Source organism: Actinomadura napierensis (genome assembly GCF_039529375.1).
Lineage (GTDB): Bacteria > Actinomycetota > Actinomycetes > Streptosporangiales > Streptosporangiaceae > Spirillospora > Spirillospora napierensis.
Genome location: NZ_BAAAMR010000150.1, coordinates 1 through 19,025 on the forward strand (window position 1 = coordinate 1; position 19,025 = coordinate 19,025).

Annotated in this window: 21 protein-coding genes and 1 pseudogene; 12 read left to right on the top strand and 10 right to left on the bottom strand. The window is 73.3% G+C overall.

Features of this window, described 5'->3' with window-relative positions; translation table 11 throughout:
- A pseudogene (locus ABD296_RS44600) lies at positions 1–281 on the top strand (integrase core domain-containing protein); the annotation flags it as partial.
- On the opposite strand, the gene ABD296_RS44605 reads toward ABD296_RS44600, so the two are convergent.
- Together ABD296_RS44605 and ABD296_RS44610 are read right to left on the bottom strand one after the other, a co-directional pair.
- Positions 278–1,141: an NAD(+)/NADH kinase gene (locus ABD296_RS44605; RefSeq protein WP_344282859.1), complete on the bottom strand. Its 864-nt coding sequence runs from the start codon at positions 1,139–1,141 to the stop codon at positions 278–280. The pseudogene ABD296_RS44600 and the gene ABD296_RS44605 sit on opposite strands and share 4 nt — an antisense overlap.
- A gap of 47 nt (positions 1,142–1,188) precedes the next feature.
- On the bottom strand, positions 1,189–1,749 hold the full coding sequence (locus ABD296_RS44610) for a TetR/AcrR family transcriptional regulator (RefSeq protein ID WP_344282862.1): 561 nt from the start codon (positions 1,747–1,749) through the stop codon (positions 1,189–1,191).
- Positions 1,750–2,113: 364 nt separating this feature from the next.
- On the opposite strand from ABD296_RS44610, the gene ABD296_RS44615 reads away from it, so the two are divergent.
- The 6 genes from ABD296_RS44615 (at position 2,114) to ABD296_RS44640 (ending at position 7,541) form a co-directional block, all read left to right on the top strand.
- Positions 2,114–3,367, top strand: coding sequence for a hypothetical protein (locus ABD296_RS44615; RefSeq protein WP_344282865.1), 1,254 nt, complete (start codon positions 2,114–2,116; stop codon positions 3,365–3,367).
- A 198-nt stretch (positions 3,368–3,565) separates the two neighbouring features.
- Complete coding sequence (locus ABD296_RS44620; protein WP_344282868.1) at positions 3,566–3,907, top strand: hypothetical protein; 342 nt, start codon at positions 3,566–3,568, stop codon at positions 3,905–3,907.
- Between the two features lie 59 nt (positions 3,908–3,966).
- Positions 3,967–4,536, top strand: coding sequence for a hypothetical protein (locus ABD296_RS44625; RefSeq protein WP_344282871.1), 570 nt, complete (start codon positions 3,967–3,969; stop codon positions 4,534–4,536).
- Entirely contained in the window at positions 4,533–5,441 is a 909-nt protein-coding gene (bufB, locus tag ABD296_RS44630) for an MNIO family bufferin maturase (RefSeq protein ID WP_344282874.1), read from the top strand. Before ABD296_RS44625 ends, bufB begins: the two co-directional genes overlap by 4 nt.
- Positions 5,434–6,294 carry a DNA-binding domain-containing protein gene (locus ABD296_RS44635; RefSeq protein WP_344282877.1) on the top strand — a complete coding sequence of 287 codons (861 nt, stop codon included), beginning with the start codon at positions 5,434–5,436 and terminating at the stop codon, positions 6,292–6,294. The genes bufB and ABD296_RS44635 overlap by 8 nt, the downstream gene beginning before the upstream one ends.
- Entirely contained in the window at positions 6,291–7,541 is a 1,251-nt protein-coding gene (locus ABD296_RS44640) for a ferritin-like domain-containing protein (protein ID WP_344282880.1), read from the top strand. The genes ABD296_RS44635 and ABD296_RS44640 overlap by 4 nt, the downstream gene beginning before the upstream one ends.
- Here the strand turns inward: ABD296_RS44640 and ABD296_RS44645 are convergent.
- Complete coding sequence (locus ABD296_RS44645; RefSeq protein ID WP_344282883.1) at positions 7,538–8,281, bottom strand: hypothetical protein; 744 nt, start codon at positions 8,279–8,281, stop codon at positions 7,538–7,540. The two genes, ABD296_RS44640 and ABD296_RS44645, sit on opposite strands and share 4 nt — an antisense overlap.
- A 28-nt stretch (positions 8,282–8,309) precedes the next feature.
- Entirely contained in the window at positions 8,310–8,483 is a 174-nt protein-coding gene (locus ABD296_RS44650) for a hypothetical protein (RefSeq protein WP_344282885.1), read from the bottom strand.
- 188 nt (positions 8,484–8,671) lie between these two features.
- On the opposite strand from ABD296_RS44650, the gene ABD296_RS44655 reads away from it, so the two are divergent.
- The 4 genes from ABD296_RS44655 (at position 8,672) to ABD296_RS44670 (ending at position 13,664) form a co-directional block, all read left to right on the top strand.
- A complete protein-coding gene (locus tag ABD296_RS44655) occupies positions 8,672–9,310 on the top strand; it encodes a hypothetical protein (protein WP_344282888.1) in 639 nt (212 codons plus the stop codon).
- A gap of 88 nt (positions 9,311–9,398) precedes the next feature.
- Positions 9,399–11,057 carry a cytochrome bc1 complex cytochrome b subunit gene (gene qcrB, locus ABD296_RS44660; protein WP_344282891.1) on the top strand — a complete coding sequence of 553 codons (1,659 nt, stop codon included), beginning with the start codon at positions 9,399–9,401 and terminating at the stop codon, positions 11,055–11,057.
- A 77-nt stretch (positions 11,058–11,134) separates the two neighbouring features.
- Entirely contained in the window at positions 11,135–12,163 is a 1,029-nt protein-coding gene (locus tag ABD296_RS44665; RefSeq protein ID WP_344282894.1) for a sigma-70 family RNA polymerase sigma factor, read from the top strand.
- Between the two features lie 37 nt (positions 12,164–12,200).
- Complete coding sequence (locus tag ABD296_RS44670) at positions 12,201–13,664, top strand: MFS transporter (protein WP_344282897.1); 1,464 nt, start codon at positions 12,201–12,203, stop codon at positions 13,662–13,664.
- 46 nt (positions 13,665–13,710) lie between these two features.
- Here ABD296_RS44670 and ABD296_RS44675 read toward each other — a convergent pair whose 3' ends face one another.
- The 6 genes from ABD296_RS44675 to ABD296_RS44700 all read right to left on the bottom strand — a co-directional run bounded on the left by ABD296_RS44675 (position 13,711) and on the right by ABD296_RS44700 (position 18,053).
- Positions 13,711–14,274, bottom strand: coding sequence for a TetR/AcrR family transcriptional regulator (locus ABD296_RS44675; RefSeq protein WP_344282900.1), 564 nt, complete (start codon positions 14,272–14,274; stop codon positions 13,711–13,713).
- 54 nt (positions 14,275–14,328) lie between these two features.
- Complete coding sequence (locus ABD296_RS44680; RefSeq protein WP_344282903.1) at positions 14,329–15,042, bottom strand: Crp/Fnr family transcriptional regulator; 714 nt, start codon at positions 15,040–15,042, stop codon at positions 14,329–14,331.
- 87 nt (positions 15,043–15,129) lie between these two features.
- On the bottom strand, positions 15,130–15,756 hold the full coding sequence (locus ABD296_RS44685) for a LysE family translocator (RefSeq protein ID WP_344282906.1): 627 nt from the start codon (positions 15,754–15,756) through the stop codon (positions 15,130–15,132).
- Positions 15,757–15,764: 8 nt separating this feature from the next.
- Complete coding sequence (locus ABD296_RS44690) at positions 15,765–15,920, bottom strand: hypothetical protein (RefSeq protein WP_344282909.1); 156 nt, start codon at positions 15,918–15,920, stop codon at positions 15,765–15,767.
- The gene (locus tag ABD296_RS44695; RefSeq protein ID WP_344282912.1) at positions 15,917–16,705 is read right to left on the bottom strand and encodes a DUF427 domain-containing protein; all 789 of its coding nucleotides are present in this window, start codon (positions 16,703–16,705) and stop codon (positions 15,917–15,919) included. Before ABD296_RS44695 ends, ABD296_RS44690 begins: the two co-directional genes overlap by 4 nt.
- 25 nt (positions 16,706–16,730) lie before the next feature.
- The gene (locus ABD296_RS44700; RefSeq protein ID WP_344282915.1) at positions 16,731–18,053 is read right to left on the bottom strand and encodes an erythromycin esterase family protein; all 1,323 of its coding nucleotides are present in this window, start codon (positions 18,051–18,053) and stop codon (positions 16,731–16,733) included.
- Positions 18,054–18,341: 288 nt separating this feature from the next.
- On the opposite strand from ABD296_RS44700, the gene ABD296_RS44705 reads away from it, so the two are divergent.
- Positions 18,342–19,025: DUF2637 domain-containing protein (locus ABD296_RS44705; RefSeq protein WP_344282917.1), on the top strand; the 684-nt coding region annotated here is incomplete at its 3' end.

Genomic DNA, 19,025 nt, shown 5'->3' on the forward strand with positions numbered 1-19,025 from the left:
CTCCTGCTACCGCTCCAGACTCTGGCGCGACACCCTGCACGCGGCCGGCATCACCCACAAACGCACCCGCCCCTACCAGCCCCAAACCAACGGCAAAGTCGAACGCTACAACCGCACCCTGCTCGACGAATGGGCCTACAACCAGCCCTACACCAGCGAAACCCAACGCCGCCGAGCACTCCCGCAATGGCTACACCTACAATCACCACCGCGGCCACACCGCACTCGGCGGCCAACCACCCGCCACCCGCGTCCCCAACCTCACGCGACAGAACAGCTAGTCGGCCTCGGCGCTGCCGCTGACGCGCAGCTTGCGGCGGGCGCGCTCGTAGAAGGTCGTCCCGCCCAGCCGGATCACGCTGGCCGCGCCGCGCGACGCGGTGACGTGCAGCCGGTCCCCCGCCTTGAGCTGCGCGGCGACCGTGCCGTCCACCTCCACCGCGAGCGTCCCCGACGTCGGCAGCAGCGTGAGCTCGACGTCCTCGTCCGCCGACAGCATGACGGCGCGGTTGAACGTCGAGTGCGCCGCCGCCGGCACCACCAGGAAGCCCTCGACGGCGGGCGAGACGATCGGCCCGCCGGCGGAGTAGCTGTAGGCGGTGGACCCGGTCGAGGTCGCCACGATCACCGCGTCGCCGGCGTACCGGACGAACGGATGGCCCTGCACCGTCACCTCCACCGCCGCGAGGCCGTCGCCCGGCATCCGCACCAGCGCGATGTCGTTGAAGGCGGAGGCGATCTCCCCGCCGGGCAGCCGCATGCACACCGCCATCCGCGGCTCCACCTGGTAGCGGTGCTCGTCGATGGCGGTCAGCGCGTCCGCCAGCCCGTCCACGTCGATCTCGGCGAGGAAGCCGAGGCGGCCGAGGTTGACGCCGAGCACCGGCGTCGCCGCGCCGGCCGCCAGCCGCATGCTGCGCAGCATCGTCCCGTCCCCGCCGAGGCTGACCAGCAGATCGGCGCGGTCGGCGAGCGCGGCGGCGCCGACCGGGACGGCGCTGCAGTCGATCCGGCCGATCTCCTCGGGCAGCCCGAGCACCGTCCCGCCGCGCCGGCCCGCCCATCCGATGATCGTTTCGACGGCGACCTCGGAGTCGCGCTCGGGGTGCAGGACCAGCCCCACCGTGTGCACCATGCCCATGCCAGCACCGTACGGCCATCCCGGCCCGCGCGGGCGGCGACGCGCGATCAGCCGCGCGGGAGGGGCGCGGCGAGGATGCGCAGGAGGATGTCGGTGAGCGGGCCGTGCAGGGCGGGCAGGCTCGCCGCGTCGCCCGCGCAGACGTGCGCGGTGATCAGCTCGGCGATCGCGCCGACCGCGGCGCGGTAGGCCGGGTCCTCGACGGGCGGCCATTCCGGGTGGCGTTTCGCGGCGTGCTCGCGCCACAGCCGCAGCACGTCGGCGACCGCGCCGTAGGCCTTGTTGCGGCCCTTGAGCGCGCGCGGGCCGACGGCGGGCAGTTCGACCAGGATGCAGCGCGCGTACTCGGGCTCGCGCGCGCACAGGGTCAGGTAGGAGCGCAGGCCCGCCTGGAGGACGGCCAGCGGCGACGGCTTCTCGCCGAGGCCCTTCGGCGCGTTCATCAACTCCCGCAGGATCACCTTCTGGGCGTCGGCGAGCGCGGTGAGGAAGCAGTCCTCCAGGCCGGTGAAGTGGTCGTAGAACGCCTTGCGGGACACGCGCGCGCGGGCGACGACCATCGCGACGGTGGTGCCGGGGTAGCCCTTCTCGGCGACCGCGGAGATCACCGCGCCGAGCAGCCGCTCGCGCTGCGCCTTGCGGACGACCGGCGCGGGCAGGCTGCTGCGGCCCCGCGGCAGGCCGGGACGCGCCGGGTCGTAGACCTCGGCCAGCCGAGGGCCGCCAGGTCGACGATCACCGGACCGCGGGCCGCCGGAAGGGGCGCCGCCATCGGAGCGCCGCTGTCGTTCGATGGGCGCATCTTACTGGGCGGACACTCTCCGGCCACGCGGGTGGCCGTGGCATTTCTATGGCCGGTTGCTAAGCGCGCCGCGGCGTTTCCGCATCACCGTCCGTATCCCGTGCCGCGCGCCGGGGTTCACCATGTCCCGAACCCACAGGTACGTGGGCGTACTTCTGAGAGGAGTCCCCATGAGAGTCGGACAGGCGGGCGCCGCGACGGCCGGGCGCCGCCGGCTGCGGCGGTCCCTCGGCGCCTGCGCGGGCGCCGCCCTCGCGGCGCTCGCGTTCGTCCAGGCGCCGGCCGCGCAGGCGCTCCCGCCCGGCGACGTGCCCGCCGTCGGCGTGGACACCGGCCGGTTCAAGCTGCCGATCGGCTGCACGATCAGCCTCGCCGGGCTGCCGGTGTTCTACCTGCCGACGGACGTGGACGTGCAGGGCGTCGCCCCCGTCCAGCTCGGCCCGGGCCAGCAGTTCTACCTGTCGCAGGGATCGGGCAGCATCACCTTCCCGTCCTGGCTGACGTCCCTGGCGCCCATCCTCGGCATCAACAAGGCGGACGCGAAGATCACGGACCTGAGCATCGGGGCGAGCGACTCCACGCCGTCGAGCATCAACATCGCGGCCGGCAAGCCGTTCGAGATCGACGACATCGCGATCGAGGCCGGCAAGCCGCTGAAGGTCGGGCTGCCGCTGACCGGGACGTTCGACGTCGGCCCGTTCACCGCGCCGGACAGCGGCAAGGTGACGCTCGCGTTCGACCACGCCCTCGCCGAGGTGGACCTGAAGTCGCAGGCCGGGTTCAGCCTGCCGATCACCGCCGACTGCAAGCCGTCGGCGGGCAACGCGCTGCTCACGATCGCGGTCGGCGGCGCGTCCGGGCAGCCCCCGGGGAAGATCACCGGTGCGCCGCTGAACTTCCCCGAGCCCGCCTCGAACGAGCTGGTCGGCATCATCAACGCGCCGTACGCGTGCAAGGTCGGCGGCGACACCCTCGACGTCGGCATCGCGGTCGGCGCGCACATCCCGCTGGTGGCCAAGCGCGGCGCCGCCTTCTCCTTCACCGAGGCCAGCGGCGCGCTGGTGATCCCGGCGGCGACGGTGAACAAGCTGATCGACAAGGGGTACACCTCCGCGTCCGGGAAGGTCACGGCGCTGAACCTGACGGTCGAGGGCGGCACGCCCGCGTCGCAGAACGTCATCCCGTCCGGCGGGATCCCGATCCCGACCACGCAGCTGGTGCGCGACAAGCAGATCACCGTGCCGCTGCCGAGCGACGGCACGCTGACCGCGGGGCCGTTCACGCCGACGTCCTCGGCGACGAGCACGGCCGTCTCGCTCGGGTCGGCCGCCGCCGACCTGTCGTTCGGCGGCGGGGCCGGCGCCCCGGCGACCTGCGCTGCGCCCTCTCCCACGGTCTACCTGGTCGACAACCCGGTGACCTGACCGAGCCGCCGCGCGCCGGGCTGTGATGGTGCCCCGCCGCCCGGCCGGCCCCTAGAAGCGCCCCCGGCCTGCCTCGTCCTCCCGATCGGAGGGCGCGGCAGGCCGGGGGCGCTTCCGGGTGACAGGAACCTACCGTTCCAAATGATGACTCTGCGTGATTATCCTGTCGCGAGAAGTCACCGACCCCCTGGAGCCTTCATGACCCGCAGAGGAAGGCGGCGTGCCGGCGTGCTCGCCGCGGCGGCGGTCGTCGCCTCGCTCGGCACCGTCCCCGGGTCCGCGGACGCCCCGTCCACCACCTACACCTGCGACCGGACGTTCCCCGGCCACAAGGGCAAGGGCTGGGGCTACCAGCACTGCGAGGGCACCGCCGACGCGCCGACGCGCGGACGCATCGACGGGCCGTTCCTCATCGACTCACGCGCCGGCGACGACCCCACCTTCTGGTGCGAGGCGGGCACCGAGGAGAACTTCCCGGCCGGGGAGGCCAAACTCCCCGACCGGGTCCTCGGCTTCCACTGCGAGCGCCTCGACCCCTGACCCGCCGCACCCCCGAACCCCCCGCTCCGCCCCCGCCCCCGCTCGGAAAGGACGAACGCATGGCCCCGCCGGACGACAGGGACCCCAGGCTGACCTACCGCGACGTCAAGAAGTTCAGAGGAGAGAGCGAGGCGGCCGAGCAGAGCCGCGACCAGGCGTCCGAGGCCGGCTCGAAACCCGAGCCGCCGCCGCTGAAACCGGTGCCGGAGCTGCACGTCTGCATGGGCCTGAACGCCTGCGCCGGGCACGGCCGGGGCGGCACCGGGGTCATGGCCGGGATGGGGCGGTGCGCCACCGTCTCGCACAACTGCCACGGCGACAACGAATGCGCGGGCCAGGGCGGCTGCGGCTACAGCGGGCACGAGGCCGAGCAGTCGCTGCCGGGCGCGCAGCACTGCCGCTGGTCCGGCAGCTGCGCCAGCCCGATCAACGTCAGCCGGGTGCACGCGGCCGGCCCCTACCGGGGCACCAGCGTGTGGAAGCGCGCCCGCAAGGTGTTCGAGCAGCGGATGTTCGAGGCCGGCGTCCCGTTCGGGCCCGCGCCCGGCGAGGGCTTCCCCGACGACGAGGTGCCCGACTACGAGACCCGCTTCGGCAAGCGGCCTCCCGCGAAGGGCCCGGGACGGTGACGGCCGGCCCCGCACCGGCCGCCCCGGCCGCACGCGGCGGCGGGTCCCGGCTCGGGCTGGGCCTCGGCCTGCGCTCGGCCCACCTGCCGCACGTGCTCGCCGAATGGCCCGACGTCGGCTGGTTCGAGATCATCTCCGAGAACTTCATGGACACGGCCGGCTACCCGCGGCACGCGCTCGACCGCATCGCCGGGCGCTACCCCGTCGTCATGCACGGGGTGTCGATGTCGATCGGCAGCACCGACCCCCTGGACATGCACTACCTCGGCCGGCTGCGCATGCTCGCCGAGGACGTCGGCGCCCGCTGGATCTCCGACCACGTCTGCTGGACGGGCGTGGCCGGCGTGAACACCCACGAGCTGCTGCCCGTCCCGTTCACCGAGGAGGCGCTGCGGCACATCACCCGCCGCGTCCGGGTCGTGCAGGACGTGCTGGAGCAGCCGCTGGTGCTGGAGAACCCGAGCACGTACGCGGCGTTCGCGCACTCGACGATGACCGAGTGGGAGTTCCTCGCGCGGCTGTGCGAGGAGTCCGGCTGCCGGCTGCTGCTGGACGTCAACAACGTGCACGTCTCGTCGGTCAACCACGGCTTCGACCCCGAGGAGTACATCCGGGCCCTCCCGCACGACCGGGTGGCGCAGATCCATCTGGCCGGGCACACCGACATGGGCGACCACCTCGTCGACACCCACGACCGCCCGGTGGCCGAGCCGGTGTGGCGGCTGTACCGGCTAGCGACGTCGCTGGCCGGCGCCGTCCCGACCCTGCTGGAGTGGGACGAGGACATCCCGCCGTTCCCCGCACTGCTGGACGAGCTGCACAAGGCGGACCTGCACGTCGGCGCCCTGCCCGAACACGCGGTGCCCGAAGGTGCGGTGCCCGCGAGGGCGGTGTCCGATGGGTGACGGGCGCGCGGCGGGCGGGCCGCCGTCGCTGCGGGCCGCCCAGCAGTGGTTCCAGGACGCGATCACCGCGCCGTCCGCCCGGCCGGAGCGCGCCGCGGCGCTGCTCGACGCGTCCGGCGGCCTCGACGCGGAGCGCCGCATCGAGATCTACCGGCTCGGGTGCCGGCGGCGGCTGCTGGAGGTGATGCGGCACCGGCATCCGGCGCTGCGGGCCCTGCTCGGCGCCGAGCTGTTCGACGCGTTCGCCGGCGAGTACCTCGACGCCCGCCCGTCCCGCTCCTACACGCTGGCGCGGCTGGACGACCGGCTCGCCGCGCACCTGGCCGCGCACCGCCCGGACCGGCGCCGGCCCGCCGCGCACCGCGAGTTCTGGATCGACCTGGTGATCGACCTGGTGCGGTACGAATGCCTGTTCGCCGAGGTCTACGACGGTCCCGGCACCGAGGGCGAGCCGCCGGCGCCGTGGCCGGCGGAGCTGCCCGGGGCGGCGACCGCCGCGGCGGCGCCCGGCCTGCGGGTGTTCCGCGCGTGCGCCGCCGTGCACGAGTACCACTCGGCCGTCCGGCGGGGCGCGCGGCCCGATCCGCCGGGGCCCGAGCCGTCCGACCTGGTCGTGTTCCGCCGCGACTTCCGCGTGGTCACCGTCCGGCCGCCCGCCGAGGCGTTCGCGCTGCTCGCCGCGCTGCTGCTGGGCGCCGGCCAGGACGCGGCGGCGGCGCTGGCCGCGCTCGGCGACGGCGCGGCCCGGCGGCACCTGCGCCGCTGGATCGCCCAGCGGTGGCTCACGGCCCGCCTCCCCGAGCGCGTCCCCGCCGCGCCGGTCCCGCTCCCCCGACAGGAGATTCCGCGATGACCACCGAGACCGCCCCCGCCGCGAGCGCGTCCCTCGCCGCCGTGCTGGACGCGCATCCCGTCAACGCCGCCGAAGGCGTCCGGACCAAGGACGACCTGGTCAACCATCTGCTGCAGGCCGCGGCCGTCGAGCTGCAGACCATCCCGATGTACCTGTACGCGATGTACTCGATCGGCGGGATCGGCACGTCCCGCTGGAACCCCGGGATGAGCGCGCAGCGGCTGATCCGCAGCATCGTCATCGAGGAGATGCTGCACCTGTGCCTCGTCCGCAACATCCTCGTCGCGCTCGGCGCCGGCGACAAGGTGACGTTCCACAGCGAGGACTTCATCCCCGACTACCCCGAATACATGCTGCACCGGCATCCGCCGCTACTGCTCCACGCGGCCCCGTGCGCCAAAGAGGTCGTCCGGGACGTCTTCATGCAGTTCGAGCGGCCGTACGCGGACCCGAAGGAGGGGCAGCCGCCGAAGGGGCAGTACACCACCATCGGCCTGTTCTACGGGGCCATCAAGCAGGGGCTGAAGGACCTCGACGGCCCGGCCCTGTGGGCGGCGCCGCACAAGGAGCTGCAGTACGTGGCGGCGTACTGGAACAAGGACGGCGGCGGTGCGCCGCTGGCGGTCGAGAACCTCGCGACCGCACAGACGGCGCTGAGGATCATCGTCGAGCAGGGCGAGGGCGCCGACCCCAAGAAGCCGTCGGTCAGCATCGACCCGCTCAAGCCGAAGCTCGGCATGGACGAGCTGCCGCACTACACCAAGTTCCAGCGCATCGCCGAGGGCGTCGAGGCGATCGGCCCGGTGTGGAAGGTCCCGACCGACCCCAAGTGGTTCCAGTACGCCGACGACGAGGCGGCCGCCGCCGTCAACGACCTGTTCAACGCGGTGTACTGCTACGTGCTGCACTTCATCGACGTGCTGTACCGGACGCCGTCCGCGGCGGTGGACGCCGCTGGCCGCAACCTCCGCTACGGCTACGAGCGCACGTTCATCTCCGCGATGCAGGGCCTGCTCGCCAACATCGCCGAGATCATGGTGGCGCGGCCGGTGGAGGCCGGGCCGCTCGCGCAGAGCCGGTCGGGCGAGGACACCCAGATCGGCCCGACCTTCGAGTACGTGGAGCTGCCCGCGAGCGGGCGCAAGAAGCACCTCGTCGATCTGTGCGACAAGGCGGCGCGGCATTTCCCCGCGCTCGGCGGCGACAACAGCGTCCGCTGGCTGCTGGACAAGATGCCCGACCTCTAGGCGGGGACCAGGCGCCAGTAGCCGTGCGGGTTGTGGAAGTAGTCGTCCTCGGCGAACCGCTCGCACGGCCCGTGCCGCAGCACCCAGGGGTCCGCGCCGTCGTCGAGGGCGAACAGCTCGCCGTCCTGGACCTCCCGCGTCCGCTGCTCCATCAGCAGGTAGAGCGCCAGCCCGTCGATCAGGTCGAGCACGTCGTCGGGGTGCGGGGCGCCCGGATGGTCCAGCTCGACGTCCGGGGCGCCGAGCAGGTGCATGCCGCAGCTGAAGTACAGCGCGCCGGTCGTGATCGGCTTCTTGACCCACGCCTGGTAGAGCGGGACGGCCGCCTCCTGCCCCGCGTACGCCTTGTAGGCGAGGTCGAGCCACCGGTCGCGGCCGTGCGCGAGCCCGTTGCTCTCGTTCTTCACCGCGGTGGCGCCCGAGCGCAGCAGCTCGGCGGCCAGCGCGAGGGTGCGGCGGGCGACGGTGAACGCGACGCCGGGACGGACCGCGGGCGACAGCAGGTAGGCGACGGTGTCGTGCTCGCGCACCGCCTCCCAGTCCCGGCCGGTGAACGAGGCGCCCGCGCCGCACGCCTCGAACGCGGCGGGCATCCGCGGGTCCGGCGCGTGCCCGGAGTACTCCCAGTCGAGCTCGAAGCCCTCCTTCTCGGCGAGCGCCTCGACCTCGCCGAGGTCGAGCCCCGTACCGAGCACGCACAGAACATGCCGGGAGCTCACCGACGTCTGCTCATCAATCATCAGGCGGCAGGGTACGCGATGATCGCGGTCACGGCAGAAGTTCGACCCGATCGCCGGGCCGCAGCACGCCGGGCTCCTCGACGGCGGCGTAGACGCCGGCGTTGTGCTCCGCCCGGCGGTGCACGGCGCGCAGCAGGTCCCGGTCGCGCGGCAGCCCGCCGAGGCCGCGCAGGGTCACCTCGGTGCCTGCGCCGACGGTCATGGCGACTCCCGGTTTCGTGGCCGCATCAGAGGGGCGCGGCGGGGAAGAGTGATGACATGGACATATAGCACCGCCCGGGCCAGCGCGATGTGGGGCAGGTCACAGCCCGATCGGCCCCGATCGCGTCACGTTCGGCGGCACTGATCCATCTTCTCTGTGACGGGTCGCACGGAGGGTTTGGAGGGGGCATGGGCGCGATGCCGGAGAGCAGCACGCCGCGGCGGTTCAACCTGACCATGCTGAACGCCGCCTACGACGCGTTCCGGCGGGACATGACCCGGATGTCGGCCGCGGCCGAGGCCGGCGCCGTCCCGGACGCCGGGCGGGTCGCCCGCGGCTGGGCGATGTTCCGGCGGCACTGGCTGGCCCAGCAGGCGGCGGAGCAGCGCGCGTTGTGGGCGGTGATGCGGGGCCGTGAGCGTCCCGCCGTGTTCGACGCGCTGGAACTGCGCGCGTTCCGGGTCGTCCCGCTGCTGGACGGGGTCGACGCGGCGCTGGAGCACGGCGACCGGCGCGCGTTCCGGCAGTACGCGCGCGCCCTTCCGGCGGCGGTGAACGGCCTCCTCGACTACAAGGAGGCGGAGATGCTGCCGCTGATCCACCGCGCGCTGTCCCCCTTCGAGTGGGGCACGTTCGACGTCGAGATGCGCCGGGAACTCGGCATGCGCGGGCTGGCCTCGTTCCTGCCGTGGCTGCTGGATGGGGCGCCGGACGCCACGTTCCGCGCGGTAATGCGGCTGCTGCCGCCGCCGTTCCGCCTGCTGTACCGGGCCCGCTGGCTGCCGCGCTACCAGCGCCGCGAACGGTGGGCCGTACCCGCCATGTGACGGGTCGCACATCGGTCGATGTCACATTCGTCGGTCTTGATCGGTCTTATGCGCAGAACCGGTCCAGACCGACGAAAGGACGGCGTCGATGGCGGACACGATGCCGAGCACCGGGACGAGCGCGGCACGGAGCGTGGACGCCGCGGCGCACGCCCTCGACGAGCGGCTCGGCACCACCGGCTTCGCGCGCAAGGCGCTGCGCAAGGCCTTCCCCGACCAGTGGACCTTCCTGGTCGGAGAGATCGCGATGTACTCGTTCGTGATCCTGCTGCTCACCGGGGTGTACCTCACCCTGTTCTTCAAGCCGAGCATGAACGAGGTCGTCTACAACGGCTCCTACACCCAGCTCAAGGGCGTCCGGATGAGCGAGGCGTACGCCTCGACCCTGAAGATCAGCTTCGAGGTGCGCGGCGGGCTGCTGGTCCGGCAGATCCACCACTGGGCGACGCTGATCTTCATGGGCGCGATCCTCGTCCACCTGCTGCGCAACTTCTTCAGCGGCGCGTTCCGCAAGCCGCGGGAGCTGAACTGGCTGATCGGCATCACCATGTTCATCCTGGTGATGCTGAACGGGCTGTTCGGCTACTCGCTGCCGGACGACCTGCTGTCCGGCACCGGCATCCGCATCCTGGAGGGCGTCACCGAGTCGGTCCCGCTGGTCGGGTCGTACCTGGTGATGTTCCTGTTCGGCGGGGAGTTCCCCGGCACCGACATCATCCCGCGGCTGTACATCGTGCACGTGCTGCTGATCCCGGGGATCCTGGCGGCGCTCATCCCCCTGCACGCGGTGGTGCTGACATGGCGGCAGACGCACACGCAGTTCCCGGGCAAGGGCAGCACCAACACGACCGTGCGCGGCTACCCGTTCTTCCCGGTGTTCGTCGCCAAGACCACGTCGCTGTTCCTGTGGGTGTTCGGCGTGACCGTGCTGCTCGCGGCGTTCGTGCAGATCAACCCGGTGTGGCTGTTCGGCCCGTACGACCCGGGCGCGATCAGCTCCGGCTCGCAGCCCGACTGGTACATGGGCTGGCTGGAGGGCGCGCTGCGCATCATGCCGTCGTGGGAGATCAGCGCGTGGGGGCACACGGTCACGCTGAGCGTGCTCGTGCCGGCGCTGGTGGTGCCGGGGCTGCTGTTCACCGGGCTGGCCGCCTACCCGTTCCTGGAACGCTGGGTCACCGGCGACCGGCAGATCCACCACCTGCTCGACCGGCCCCGCGACGTCCCGGCCCGTACCGGGATCGGCATGGGCGGCGTCGTGTTCTACGGGGCGCTGTGGGCGGCCGGCGGCAACGACGTCATCGCCGACCGGTTCGACGTCCCGCTGTTCTGGACGACCTGGTTCTTCCGGTTCGCGGTCGTCCTCGGCCCCGTCCTGGCCTACGTCGTGACCTACCGGATCTGCGTCGGCCTGCAGCACCGCGACCTCGCGCTCGTCGAGCACGGGCTGGAGACCGGCGTCATCCGGCAGTCGCCCGAGGGCGGGTTCAGCGAGGTCGAGCGGCGGCTTCCGGCGGAGGGGACGGCCGCGATCACCGATCCGCGTCCGGCCCCGGCGGTCCCGCTGGACGTCCCGCCGCCCTCCGGCGGCGTCGAGAGCCCGCGCGCCCGCAGCCGCGCGGCCCGGATGCGCGCGGCCCTCAACCGCCGTTTCCGCGCCGACCTGGCCGCCGTCCCCGAACCCGCGCCCGCCGATCCCGCGCTGGAGGAGGGCGCGTCCGCGGAGACCGCACCGGCGTCCCGCTGAATTCGACGGCCCGCGGCCGGTTCGTTTCGGGCGCCGCACCGGTCTGTACAGGTGTGGGCGCACTGAAGGGATTGCCGATGACCGATGACGGGGAGTTCGTGCGGCTGACCGATCCGTACCGTGCCGAGCTGCTGGTGCACTGCTACCGGATGCTCGGGTCGCTGGACGAGGCGGAGGACCTCGTCCAGGAGGTGTACCTGCGGGCGTGGCGGTCGTTCGACCGGTTCGAGGGGCGGGCGTCGCTGCGCACCTGGCTGCACCGGATCGCGACGAACGTGTGCCTGACCGGCCTCGGCGCGCGGGGCCGCCGGCCGCTGCCGTCCGGGCTGGGCGCGCCGGACTCCGACCCGGACCTTTCGCCCGGCCCGATCCGGCCGGAGATCGGATGGCTGCAGCCGCTGCCCGGCGGGTGGGCGGACGCGGCGCACGGCGGCGACCCGGCCGCGGTCGTCGCGTCGCGCGCCGGCGTCCGGCTCGCGCTGATCGCCGCGCTGCAGCATCTGCCCGCCCGGCAGCGCGCGGTGCTGATCCTGCGGGACGTGCTGGGCTGGCGTGCGGCCGAGGTCGCCGAGACGCTCGGCACGTCCACGGTCGCGGTCAAGAGCATGCTGCAGCGGGCGCGCGAGCAGCTGGAGCGGCTCGCGCCGCAGGAGGACGCGGTCGCCGAACCCGGCGATCCGGACGTCCGCGCGCTGCTCGACCGGTACGCGGCGGCGTTCGAGAACGCCGACGCGGCGGCGCTCGCGGAACTGCTGACGCGGGACGCGATACTGGAGATGCCGCCGTACGCGGCGTGGTTCGCCGGGCGCGGCGACGTGGCGCGCTTCGCCGCGGCGCACATCTTCACCGGCCCCGGCGACATGCGCCTGCTCCCCGTGTCCGCCAACGGCCAGCCGTCCTTCGCCGCTTACCGGCGCGACCCGGACGGCGTGCACCGAGCGCACTGCGTCCAGGTCCTCACGGCCTCGGCGGGCGGCGTCGCGGGGATCACGGCCTTCCTCGACCCGGACCTGTTCCCGCGGTTCGGGCTGCCGTCCGTCCTGCCCTCCCCGGCTCCGGCGACCGCACCGGTTCCTTCCGGATCGGCGGCGGTCTGTACCCGGTGAGCGATCCGCTCCAAGGGAAGGGACCGGGATGCCGGAGATGACGAGCAAGACCGCGACCGGCCGGGAGGCGCCCGCGACGGGCGACGTCCCGGCGGCGCGGCGGGGCTGGACGCTGGTGCTGGCGGGGATGGGGGCGTTCCTGTGCTCCCTCGACGTGGTGGTGGTCGCCACCGCGCTGCCGGTGCTGCGCACCCACCTGGGCGCGAGCCTGTCGGACCTCGAATGGACGATCAACGCCTACAACCTGGCGTTCGCCTGCCTGATGCTGACCGGTTCCGCGCTGGGCGACCGGTTCGGGCGCCGCCGGATCTACGTGACGGGCCTCGCCGTGTTCACCGCGGCGTCCGCCGCGTGCGCGCTGGCCGGCGGCGCCGGCGCGCTCATCGCCGCACGGGTGGTCGAGGGCGCCGGCGCGGCGCTGCTGCTGCCGCTGACCCTGACGCTGATCAGCGACGTCTTCCCGGTGGAGAAGCGCGGTGCGGCCATCGGGCTGTGGGGCGGGATCACCGGCCTGGGGGTGGCCGGCGGGCCGGTCCTCGGCGGCGCGATCACCGACGGGCTGGCCTGGCAGTGGATCTTCTGGATCAACGTGCCGGTGGGGCTGGTGATGATCCCGCTGTCGGCGACGCTGCTGCGGGAGAGCCGCGGGCCGCGCCCCCATCTGGACCTGCCCGGGCAGGTCCTCGCGGGGCTCGGCATGTTCGCGCTGACGTGGGCGCCGGTCCGGGCGCCGTCGGCCGGCTGGGACTCGCCGGAGGTGGCCGGCGCGCTCGCCGCCGGGGCCGTGCTGGTGGTGCTGTTCCTGCTGTGGGAGCGCCGGGCCGCGCACCCGATGCTGCCGCTGGCGTACTTCCGGCTGCGCGCCTTCTCGTCCGCCAACGCGGTGATCTTCCTGCAGGCGGTGTCGCTGCTCGGCTCTCTGTTCATGATCACCCAGCTGTTCCAGATCGGGCTGGGCGACTCCCCGCTGGAGACCGGGCTGCGGCTGCTGGTCTGGACGGGTATGCCGATGATCGCCGCGCCGCTGTCCGGTGCGCTGGCCGACCGCGTCGGGCCGCGCCCGCTGATGGCGGGCGGGATGGTGCTGCAGGCGGCCGGGTTCGGCTGGCTCGCGGTGGTGACCTCGCCGGACGTGGGGTACGGGACGCTCGTCGGGCCGCTGGTCCTCGCGGGCGTCGGCACCGGCATGATCTTCGCGACGACGGCCGGCGCGGCGACGGCGGCGGTGCCCGCCGGCGACGTGGGCGTGGCGGCCGGCACCAACACGGCGCTGCGCGAACTCGGCGGCGTCTTCGGCATCGCGATCCTCGCCGCGGTGTTCGCCCACAAGGGCGGCTACGCCTCGCCCGAGTCGTTCGTCGACGGCTTCAAGCCCGCGCTGTGGGTCGCGTCCGGGGTGGCCGCCGCCGGGATCATCGCCGCGCTGTGCGTCCCCGCCAAGGCGGGGGTCGCGGTGCCCGAGACCGCGCCGCCGCGCGCTTCTGTCACCCCCCGCCCCTAGGGCGGCGACCGCACCGCGGGGCACGCCCCCGGTGTGAAGGCGACGGTTAGGGTCGCTTCTCGAACAGCAGCCGGATGACCGGTTCGGCGGCGGCCACCGGGTCGTCGCCGAGCCCGGCCGGGAGGGCGCCGCGCAGCCACAGCTCCGCGAAGCCGTGGACGATCGACCAGGCGGCGATCGGGGCGGTGAGATCGCCCGCCGGACGGTCCGGCGCGACGCTGCGGGCGCCGCGCACGAGGACGGCGTCGGCGCGCGCGCGGGCGGCGGCGACCTCCGGGTCGTCGGCCCGGTACAGCTCGGGCCGGAACATGACCTCGAAGTAGGCGCGGTAATCCACGGCGAAGCGGATGTAGGCCAGCCCGACCTCGTGGAAGTCGCCGCCGGCGCCCTCCAGCGCGTCGGCGAATCGCGCGTACCCCTCGGCGGCGACGGCGGTGAGCAGCCCGGCCTTGTCGCCGAAGTGGTGGGCGGGCGCGGCGTGCGAGACGCCGGCGCGGCGGGCCAGCTCGCGCAGGCTCCAGGTGGCCGGGCCCGACTCGGCGATCGCGTCGACGGCGGCCGCCATGACGGCCCGCCGCAGATCACCGTGGTGGTAGGCGTCGTCCCTCATGCCGGGATCCTATCTTGTCATTGACAAGTTCGCGTCGCCGGGGCCGGGGCGGGACTAGTCCGCCGGTTCGGCGTCCCCGGCGTACGCGCGCAGACCCGGCAGGTCGACGACGGTGATCCGGCGCCGGCCGGTGCGGATCAGGGCGGCGGCGCGCAGCCCGGTCAGGGCCCGCGCGACGGTCTCCCGGGAGGCGTCCATCCAGCTGCCGAGCTCCTCCTGGGACAGCCGCGGCCCGATGACGATCGACCCGTCCGGCGCCGGCGGGACGTGCTGCGCCGAGCGCTCGGCGAGGTCGGCCAGCAGGCGCGCGAGCCGCTGCGTGCCCCGGCTGGCGACGTGTGCGCGCAGGCGCCGGTCGGAGTCGTCGATGCGCTGCACGAACGTTCCGGTGACCAGCATCCACACGTCCGGATGCGCGTCCAGGAACCCGGTGAACCGGTTGGCGGGAACGACCAGCGCGCGCACCGGCGACAGCGCGGTCACCGTCGCCGAGCGGGTGCGGCCGCCGAGCACCGCGCTCTCGGCGAGCAGGTCCCCCGGCCCGCGCACGGCCAGCACCACGTCGTGCCCGTCCTCGGTGGACGAGGTCACCTTGGTCCAGCCCCGCTCGATGATGATCACATGGTCGGACTCGTCGCCCTGGTAGACCAGCGGCGCCTTGACGGCGTACTGCCGGGCGCGTGCGGCGGCGCGCAGCGCGGTCCGCTGCGCGGTGTCGAGCGCGGCCCAGAAACCGGGGCGGGGGAAGCACGGCGAGGAGGGTGCCACGGTCCTCCTCCTTACCTGTCGCCGGGTACCTTGACATGCCCGCTGTCACCTGCACGGTAAACCGCCCCGGCGCATCTCGGCGCGGTCCTATTTCGGGACGGCGAGCAGCCGGACGGCGAGGCCGGTGAAGACGGTACCGCTGAAGAGGTTGAGCCCCCGCGCGACGCGGCGGCTGCGCCGCAGCACCGCGGCGAGCCGGCCGGACAGCAGCCCGACCGTCCCGTCCACCACCAGCCCCATCAGCACGAGCGTCAGCCCGAGGACGAGGAACTGCACCATCGGATGGCCGAGCCCGGGGTTCACGAACTGCGGCAGGAACGCGATGTTGAACAGGATGACCTTCGGGTTGAGCAGGTTGGTGACGACGCCCTGCCCGAACGCGCGGAGCCGCCCCGGCCCGGCGGGCGCGGTCGCCTCGCCGGGTTCGCCCCGGTCCCGGAACGACTTCACCGCGAGGTAGAGCAGGTAGGCGGCGCCCGCCCAGCGCAGGACGTGGTAGAGCGTCGGCAGGGCGGTGAACAGCGCCGACAGGCCGAGCATCGCGGCGACGGCATGGGTGAGGGCGCCGGTGGCCACCCCCGCGGCGGCCATCACGCCGGTGGCGGGCCCGCCCCGTCCGCCCATGGCCACGATGAACATCATGTCGGGGCCGGGAGTGAGGCACAGGGCGAGCGCGGCGACGAGGAACGCCAGGTAGAGAGATGTGTCCAGCATGCCGAGAATCATGGAACGCCGGGCGGGTCCGGCGCGACCCGTTTAGAGGCCGGCGCGGGCCCGGCCGCCGCGATGTCGGACACGGTGAGCAGGACCGGCGGCGGCGTGTCCTCCAGGTCGCGGACGATCTGACCGGCGACCGCGACGTCCGGCCCCGCGGTCACGTGCCGGGCGGCGGCTCGGTCTCGACGGTCACCGCCTCGTGGTCGAAGCTCAGATGGCCGCGGATCTTCGTCGCGTCCTCGAGCGGCTCCTCATAGGACCAGGCCGCGTCCTCGGCGCCGTCCAGCGACCAGTACGTCGCCTCGCCCTTGTAGGGGCAGACGGTGTGCTTGCCGCTGCGGGTCAGCAGCTCGCGGCGCACGTCCTCGGCCGGGATGTAGAACCGGTTGCGCAGGCCCGTCTCCGACAGGAGCATCGGATGCTCGGTCTCGGCGATGACCTTCCCGTCCAGCAGCACCCGGACGTGCCGGGACGAGGCCCGGGCGTCGACCCGGTGGAACGGGTCGCGCAGGTGCCCGTGCACCTGCTCGTCCTCGTCGTACCAGGCGTCCATCGGGTCCCAGTAGAAGGCCATGTGACCTCGCAGCCAGGACGATTCGGGACGCGGCTCCGGGTATCCCCAGACCGCGTTCTCCGCGGCGCGGCCGCCGGCGCGGATCGTCCAGTACGCGGCGTCGCCCTTGAACGGGCAGTGCGTGCTGTGGTCCGTCCTCTCCAGCAGGTCCGTCCGGACGTCCTCCTCCGGGACGTACAGGACGGGCAGCAGCCCCGTCTCGTGCAGCAGCTTGCCGTGCTCGGTGTCGAAGACGACCTCCCCGCCGAAGCGGGCGTGCACCCGGCGGGGGAAGTCGTGCATCAGCAGCCGGTGCTTCGGCCCCTCGATGCGGAAGTTGACGTCGTCGCCGGGCGACCCGGCGAGCGGCCCGGGGGCCATGGTCAGCGTCATGCTCGTCCTCCTGCGTCGGACCTGCTCACACGCCCGTCGGCATGGTCTCCAGCTCGCCGCGCCGGGCCGCCTCCATGTGCAGCGGCTCGATCGCGGTCGTGTTCCGGAACCAGCACAGCGCGTCGTAGCGATCGGCGAGCGTCGTCGGGACGTACTGCCGCCGGTCGCGATCGGGATCGTAGACGACGCCGATCGCCCGCTGCCCCAGGCTGCCGGTGAGGAAGCCGGGCATGTCGCGTTCGGGCGGCACCACGAACAGTCCGCGGTGCAGCTCCGACCGCGCCAGCACCTCCTCCAGCGACCCGTGCTTCGGCGGCGGGACGGCCATGACCTCCATCGGGTCGCCCCAGCGCGGCGCGGCGACCACCTCGCCGGGGCCGCCCGCGAACCCGACGGCGACGACCCGGTCGCGGCCGAGCCGCTCGCGGGCGAGCTGCCCGAGGTTGACCATTCCGGCCTCGGCCATGTCGGTGGCGCGGGCGTCGCCGACGTGGGTGTTGTGCGCCCACACGACCGCCTTGCCGCCCTGCCCGCCGTGGGTGTGGAAGTCCATCAGCCGGTCGAGGGTGTCGGCCATGTGCACGTCCCGGACGTTCCACGACTCCGGGCCGCCGCCGATCATGGCGCGGTAGTAGCGTTCGGCGCCCGCCGCGACCTCGGCGTTCTGCCGGACGTCCAGCTCCTCGTCGGGGTCGCGGGAGTCGCCGTGCGACACCGGGCGGCGCAGCCGGGTCAGCAGCGCCAGGATCTCCTCGGTGCACCCGTCCGGGACCAGCGCCGTGTTCCACCCGTAGGACCGCGGGTCCTCGCCGTGCGGCTCGAAGCAGCGGTAGGCCTCCAGCGCCGTCTCCAGGTACTCGGGACGGTGATCGGCCAGATGGTCGACGACGGCCCGCAGCGACTCCCACAGGCTGTAGACGTCCAGGCCGTAGAAGCCGGCGCGCTCGTCCGGCGGCAGGTCCGCGTTGTGCTCGCGCAGCCAGCGGCAGAACCGGACGGTCTCCTCGTTCGCCCACATCCAGGTGGGCCAGCGTTCGAAGGCGTCCAGCACGGTCCGCGGGTCCCGCGCACCGCCGGGCGCCAGCGTGACCGACCGGCCGACGCGGCGGCAGTCCGGCCAGTCGCCCTCGACGGCGACGAAGGAGAAGCCGCGTTCGGCGATCAGCCGGCGGGTGATCGCGGCCCGCCAGGCGTAGTACTCGTGGGTGCCGTGGCTGGCCTCGCCGAGCAGCACGCACGCGGCGTCCCCGATCCGGTCGAGGAGCGGGTCGAGGTCCTCGGCGTACTCCAGCGGCAGCACGGCGCCGCGCACGTCGTCGGCGTCCGTCTGGCTCCCTGGGTGTGGCATGACATTCCCCCCAAAATGCTGCTTACTACCCGCGTTCCCCGGATCCCCGGATCGATGCACGCCGCCGGGCGCCGATGCGGCCCGCCTCGCCGGGTGCTCACTCGCACCGACGCAGGCCGGGCGGCCGGCAGGCGAGGGGCGGCGCGCGGTGCGATTTCGCCCTGGAGGTCCGGTAACTCCCGGAACGGTACGCAGACGTAACTGGAATCTCCCACGAAACACGCAAGGAATGGATAGTCTCCCACCGATCACATTTGGTTAGGTAAGACAATCTGGAGCACCTGCCGCATGAGCGCTGCCAACCGGGTACAGGTCATCACACGGTGGGGGGCCATCGCCCTCATGGCGATCGCGGTCATGACCGCGACCGCCGGCGGCTTCGCCCAGTCCTACGCCGGGCTCTACCACTGGGCGCTGGAGCACGGTCTCCGGGGCTGGAAGGCGGACTCGTTCCCGCTGCTGGTCGACCTGTTCATCATCGTGGGCGAACTCGGCCTCTTCCTGCTCGCCGTCGACGCCTTCGTGCTGCGCCGCCGCGACATGATGAGCTGGCTCGACTTCTTCCTGCCGCTGGCCATCGCCCTGGCGGGCTGGACGGCCAGCCTCATCTTCAACGTGGGACACGTCGGCCACCGGTCGTTCTCCTACCAGGCGACGGCCGCCGTCCCGCCGATCGTGTCGATGCTGGGACTGTTCGTCCTGCTGAGAACGCTGCACCGGTACGTCTCGCGGCAAGGCGAGGACGAGGACGAGCCGAAGGCCCCCGAGCCCGCCGCGCCCCGAGCCATCGCCGGGCCGGTCACCCTGCAGCAGATCACGCTGATGCCGCTGCGCAACACCGGCCCGTTCCCGCAGATCCAGGTGCCCGGCTATTCCGGCAAGGCACTCGAGTCGGGCACGGCGGGCGCCGCCGGCACCGCGTCCGAGGGCGCGGCGGCCGGCGAGGCCGGGACGGCCGCTCCGGCGGCGGCC

Excerpts from the sequence above, each read along its gene's own strand:
- ABD296_RS44605 (WP_344282859.1), bottom strand. The coding sequence starts at position 1,141 with ATGGGCATGGTGCACACGGTGGGGCTGGTCCTGCACCCCGAGCGCGAC.
- ABD296_RS44615 (WP_344282865.1), top strand. The coding sequence starts at position 2,114 with ATGAGAGTCGGACAGGCGGGCGCCGCGACGGCCGGGCGCCGCCGGCTG.
- ABD296_RS44620 (WP_344282868.1), top strand. The coding sequence starts at position 3,566 with ATGACCCGCAGAGGAAGGCGGCGTGCCGGCGTGCTCGCCGCGGCGGCG.
- ABD296_RS44625 (WP_344282871.1), top strand. The coding sequence starts at position 3,967 with ATGGCCCCGCCGGACGACAGGGACCCCAGGCTGACCTACCGCGACGTC.
- ABD296_RS44635 (WP_344282877.1), top strand. The coding sequence starts at position 5,434 with ATGGGTGACGGGCGCGCGGCGGGCGGGCCGCCGTCGCTGCGGGCCGCC.
- ABD296_RS44640 (WP_344282880.1), top strand. The coding sequence starts at position 6,291 with ATGACCACCGAGACCGCCCCCGCCGCGAGCGCGTCCCTCGCCGCCGTG.
- ABD296_RS44645 (WP_344282883.1), bottom strand. The coding sequence starts at position 8,281 with ATGATTGATGAGCAGACGTCGGTGAGCTCCCGGCATGTTCTGTGCGTG.
- ABD296_RS44650 (WP_344282885.1), bottom strand. The coding sequence starts at position 8,483 with ATGACCGTCGGCGCAGGCACCGAGGTGACCCTGCGCGGCCTCGGCGGG.
- ABD296_RS44655 (WP_344282888.1), top strand. The coding sequence starts at position 8,672 with ATGGGCGCGATGCCGGAGAGCAGCACGCCGCGGCGGTTCAACCTGACC.
- qcrB (WP_344282891.1), top strand. The coding sequence starts at position 9,399 with ATGGCGGACACGATGCCGAGCACCGGGACGAGCGCGGCACGGAGCGTG.
- ABD296_RS44665 (WP_344282894.1), top strand. The coding sequence starts at position 11,135 with ATGACCGATGACGGGGAGTTCGTGCGGCTGACCGATCCGTACCGTGCC.
- ABD296_RS44670 (WP_344282897.1), top strand. The coding sequence starts at position 12,201 with ATGACGAGCAAGACCGCGACCGGCCGGGAGGCGCCCGCGACGGGCGAC.
- ABD296_RS44675 (WP_344282900.1), bottom strand. The coding sequence starts at position 14,274 with ATGAGGGACGACGCCTACCACCACGGTGATCTGCGGCGGGCCGTCATG.
- ABD296_RS44685 (WP_344282906.1), bottom strand. The coding sequence starts at position 15,756 with ATGCTGGACACATCTCTCTACCTGGCGTTCCTCGTCGCCGCGCTCGCC.
- ABD296_RS44695 (WP_344282912.1), bottom strand. The coding sequence starts at position 16,705 with ATGACGCTGACCATGGCCCCCGGGCCGCTCGCCGGGTCGCCCGGCGAC.
- ABD296_RS44700 (WP_344282915.1), bottom strand. The coding sequence starts at position 18,053 with ATGCCACACCCAGGGAGCCAGACGGACGCCGACGACGTGCGCGGCGCC.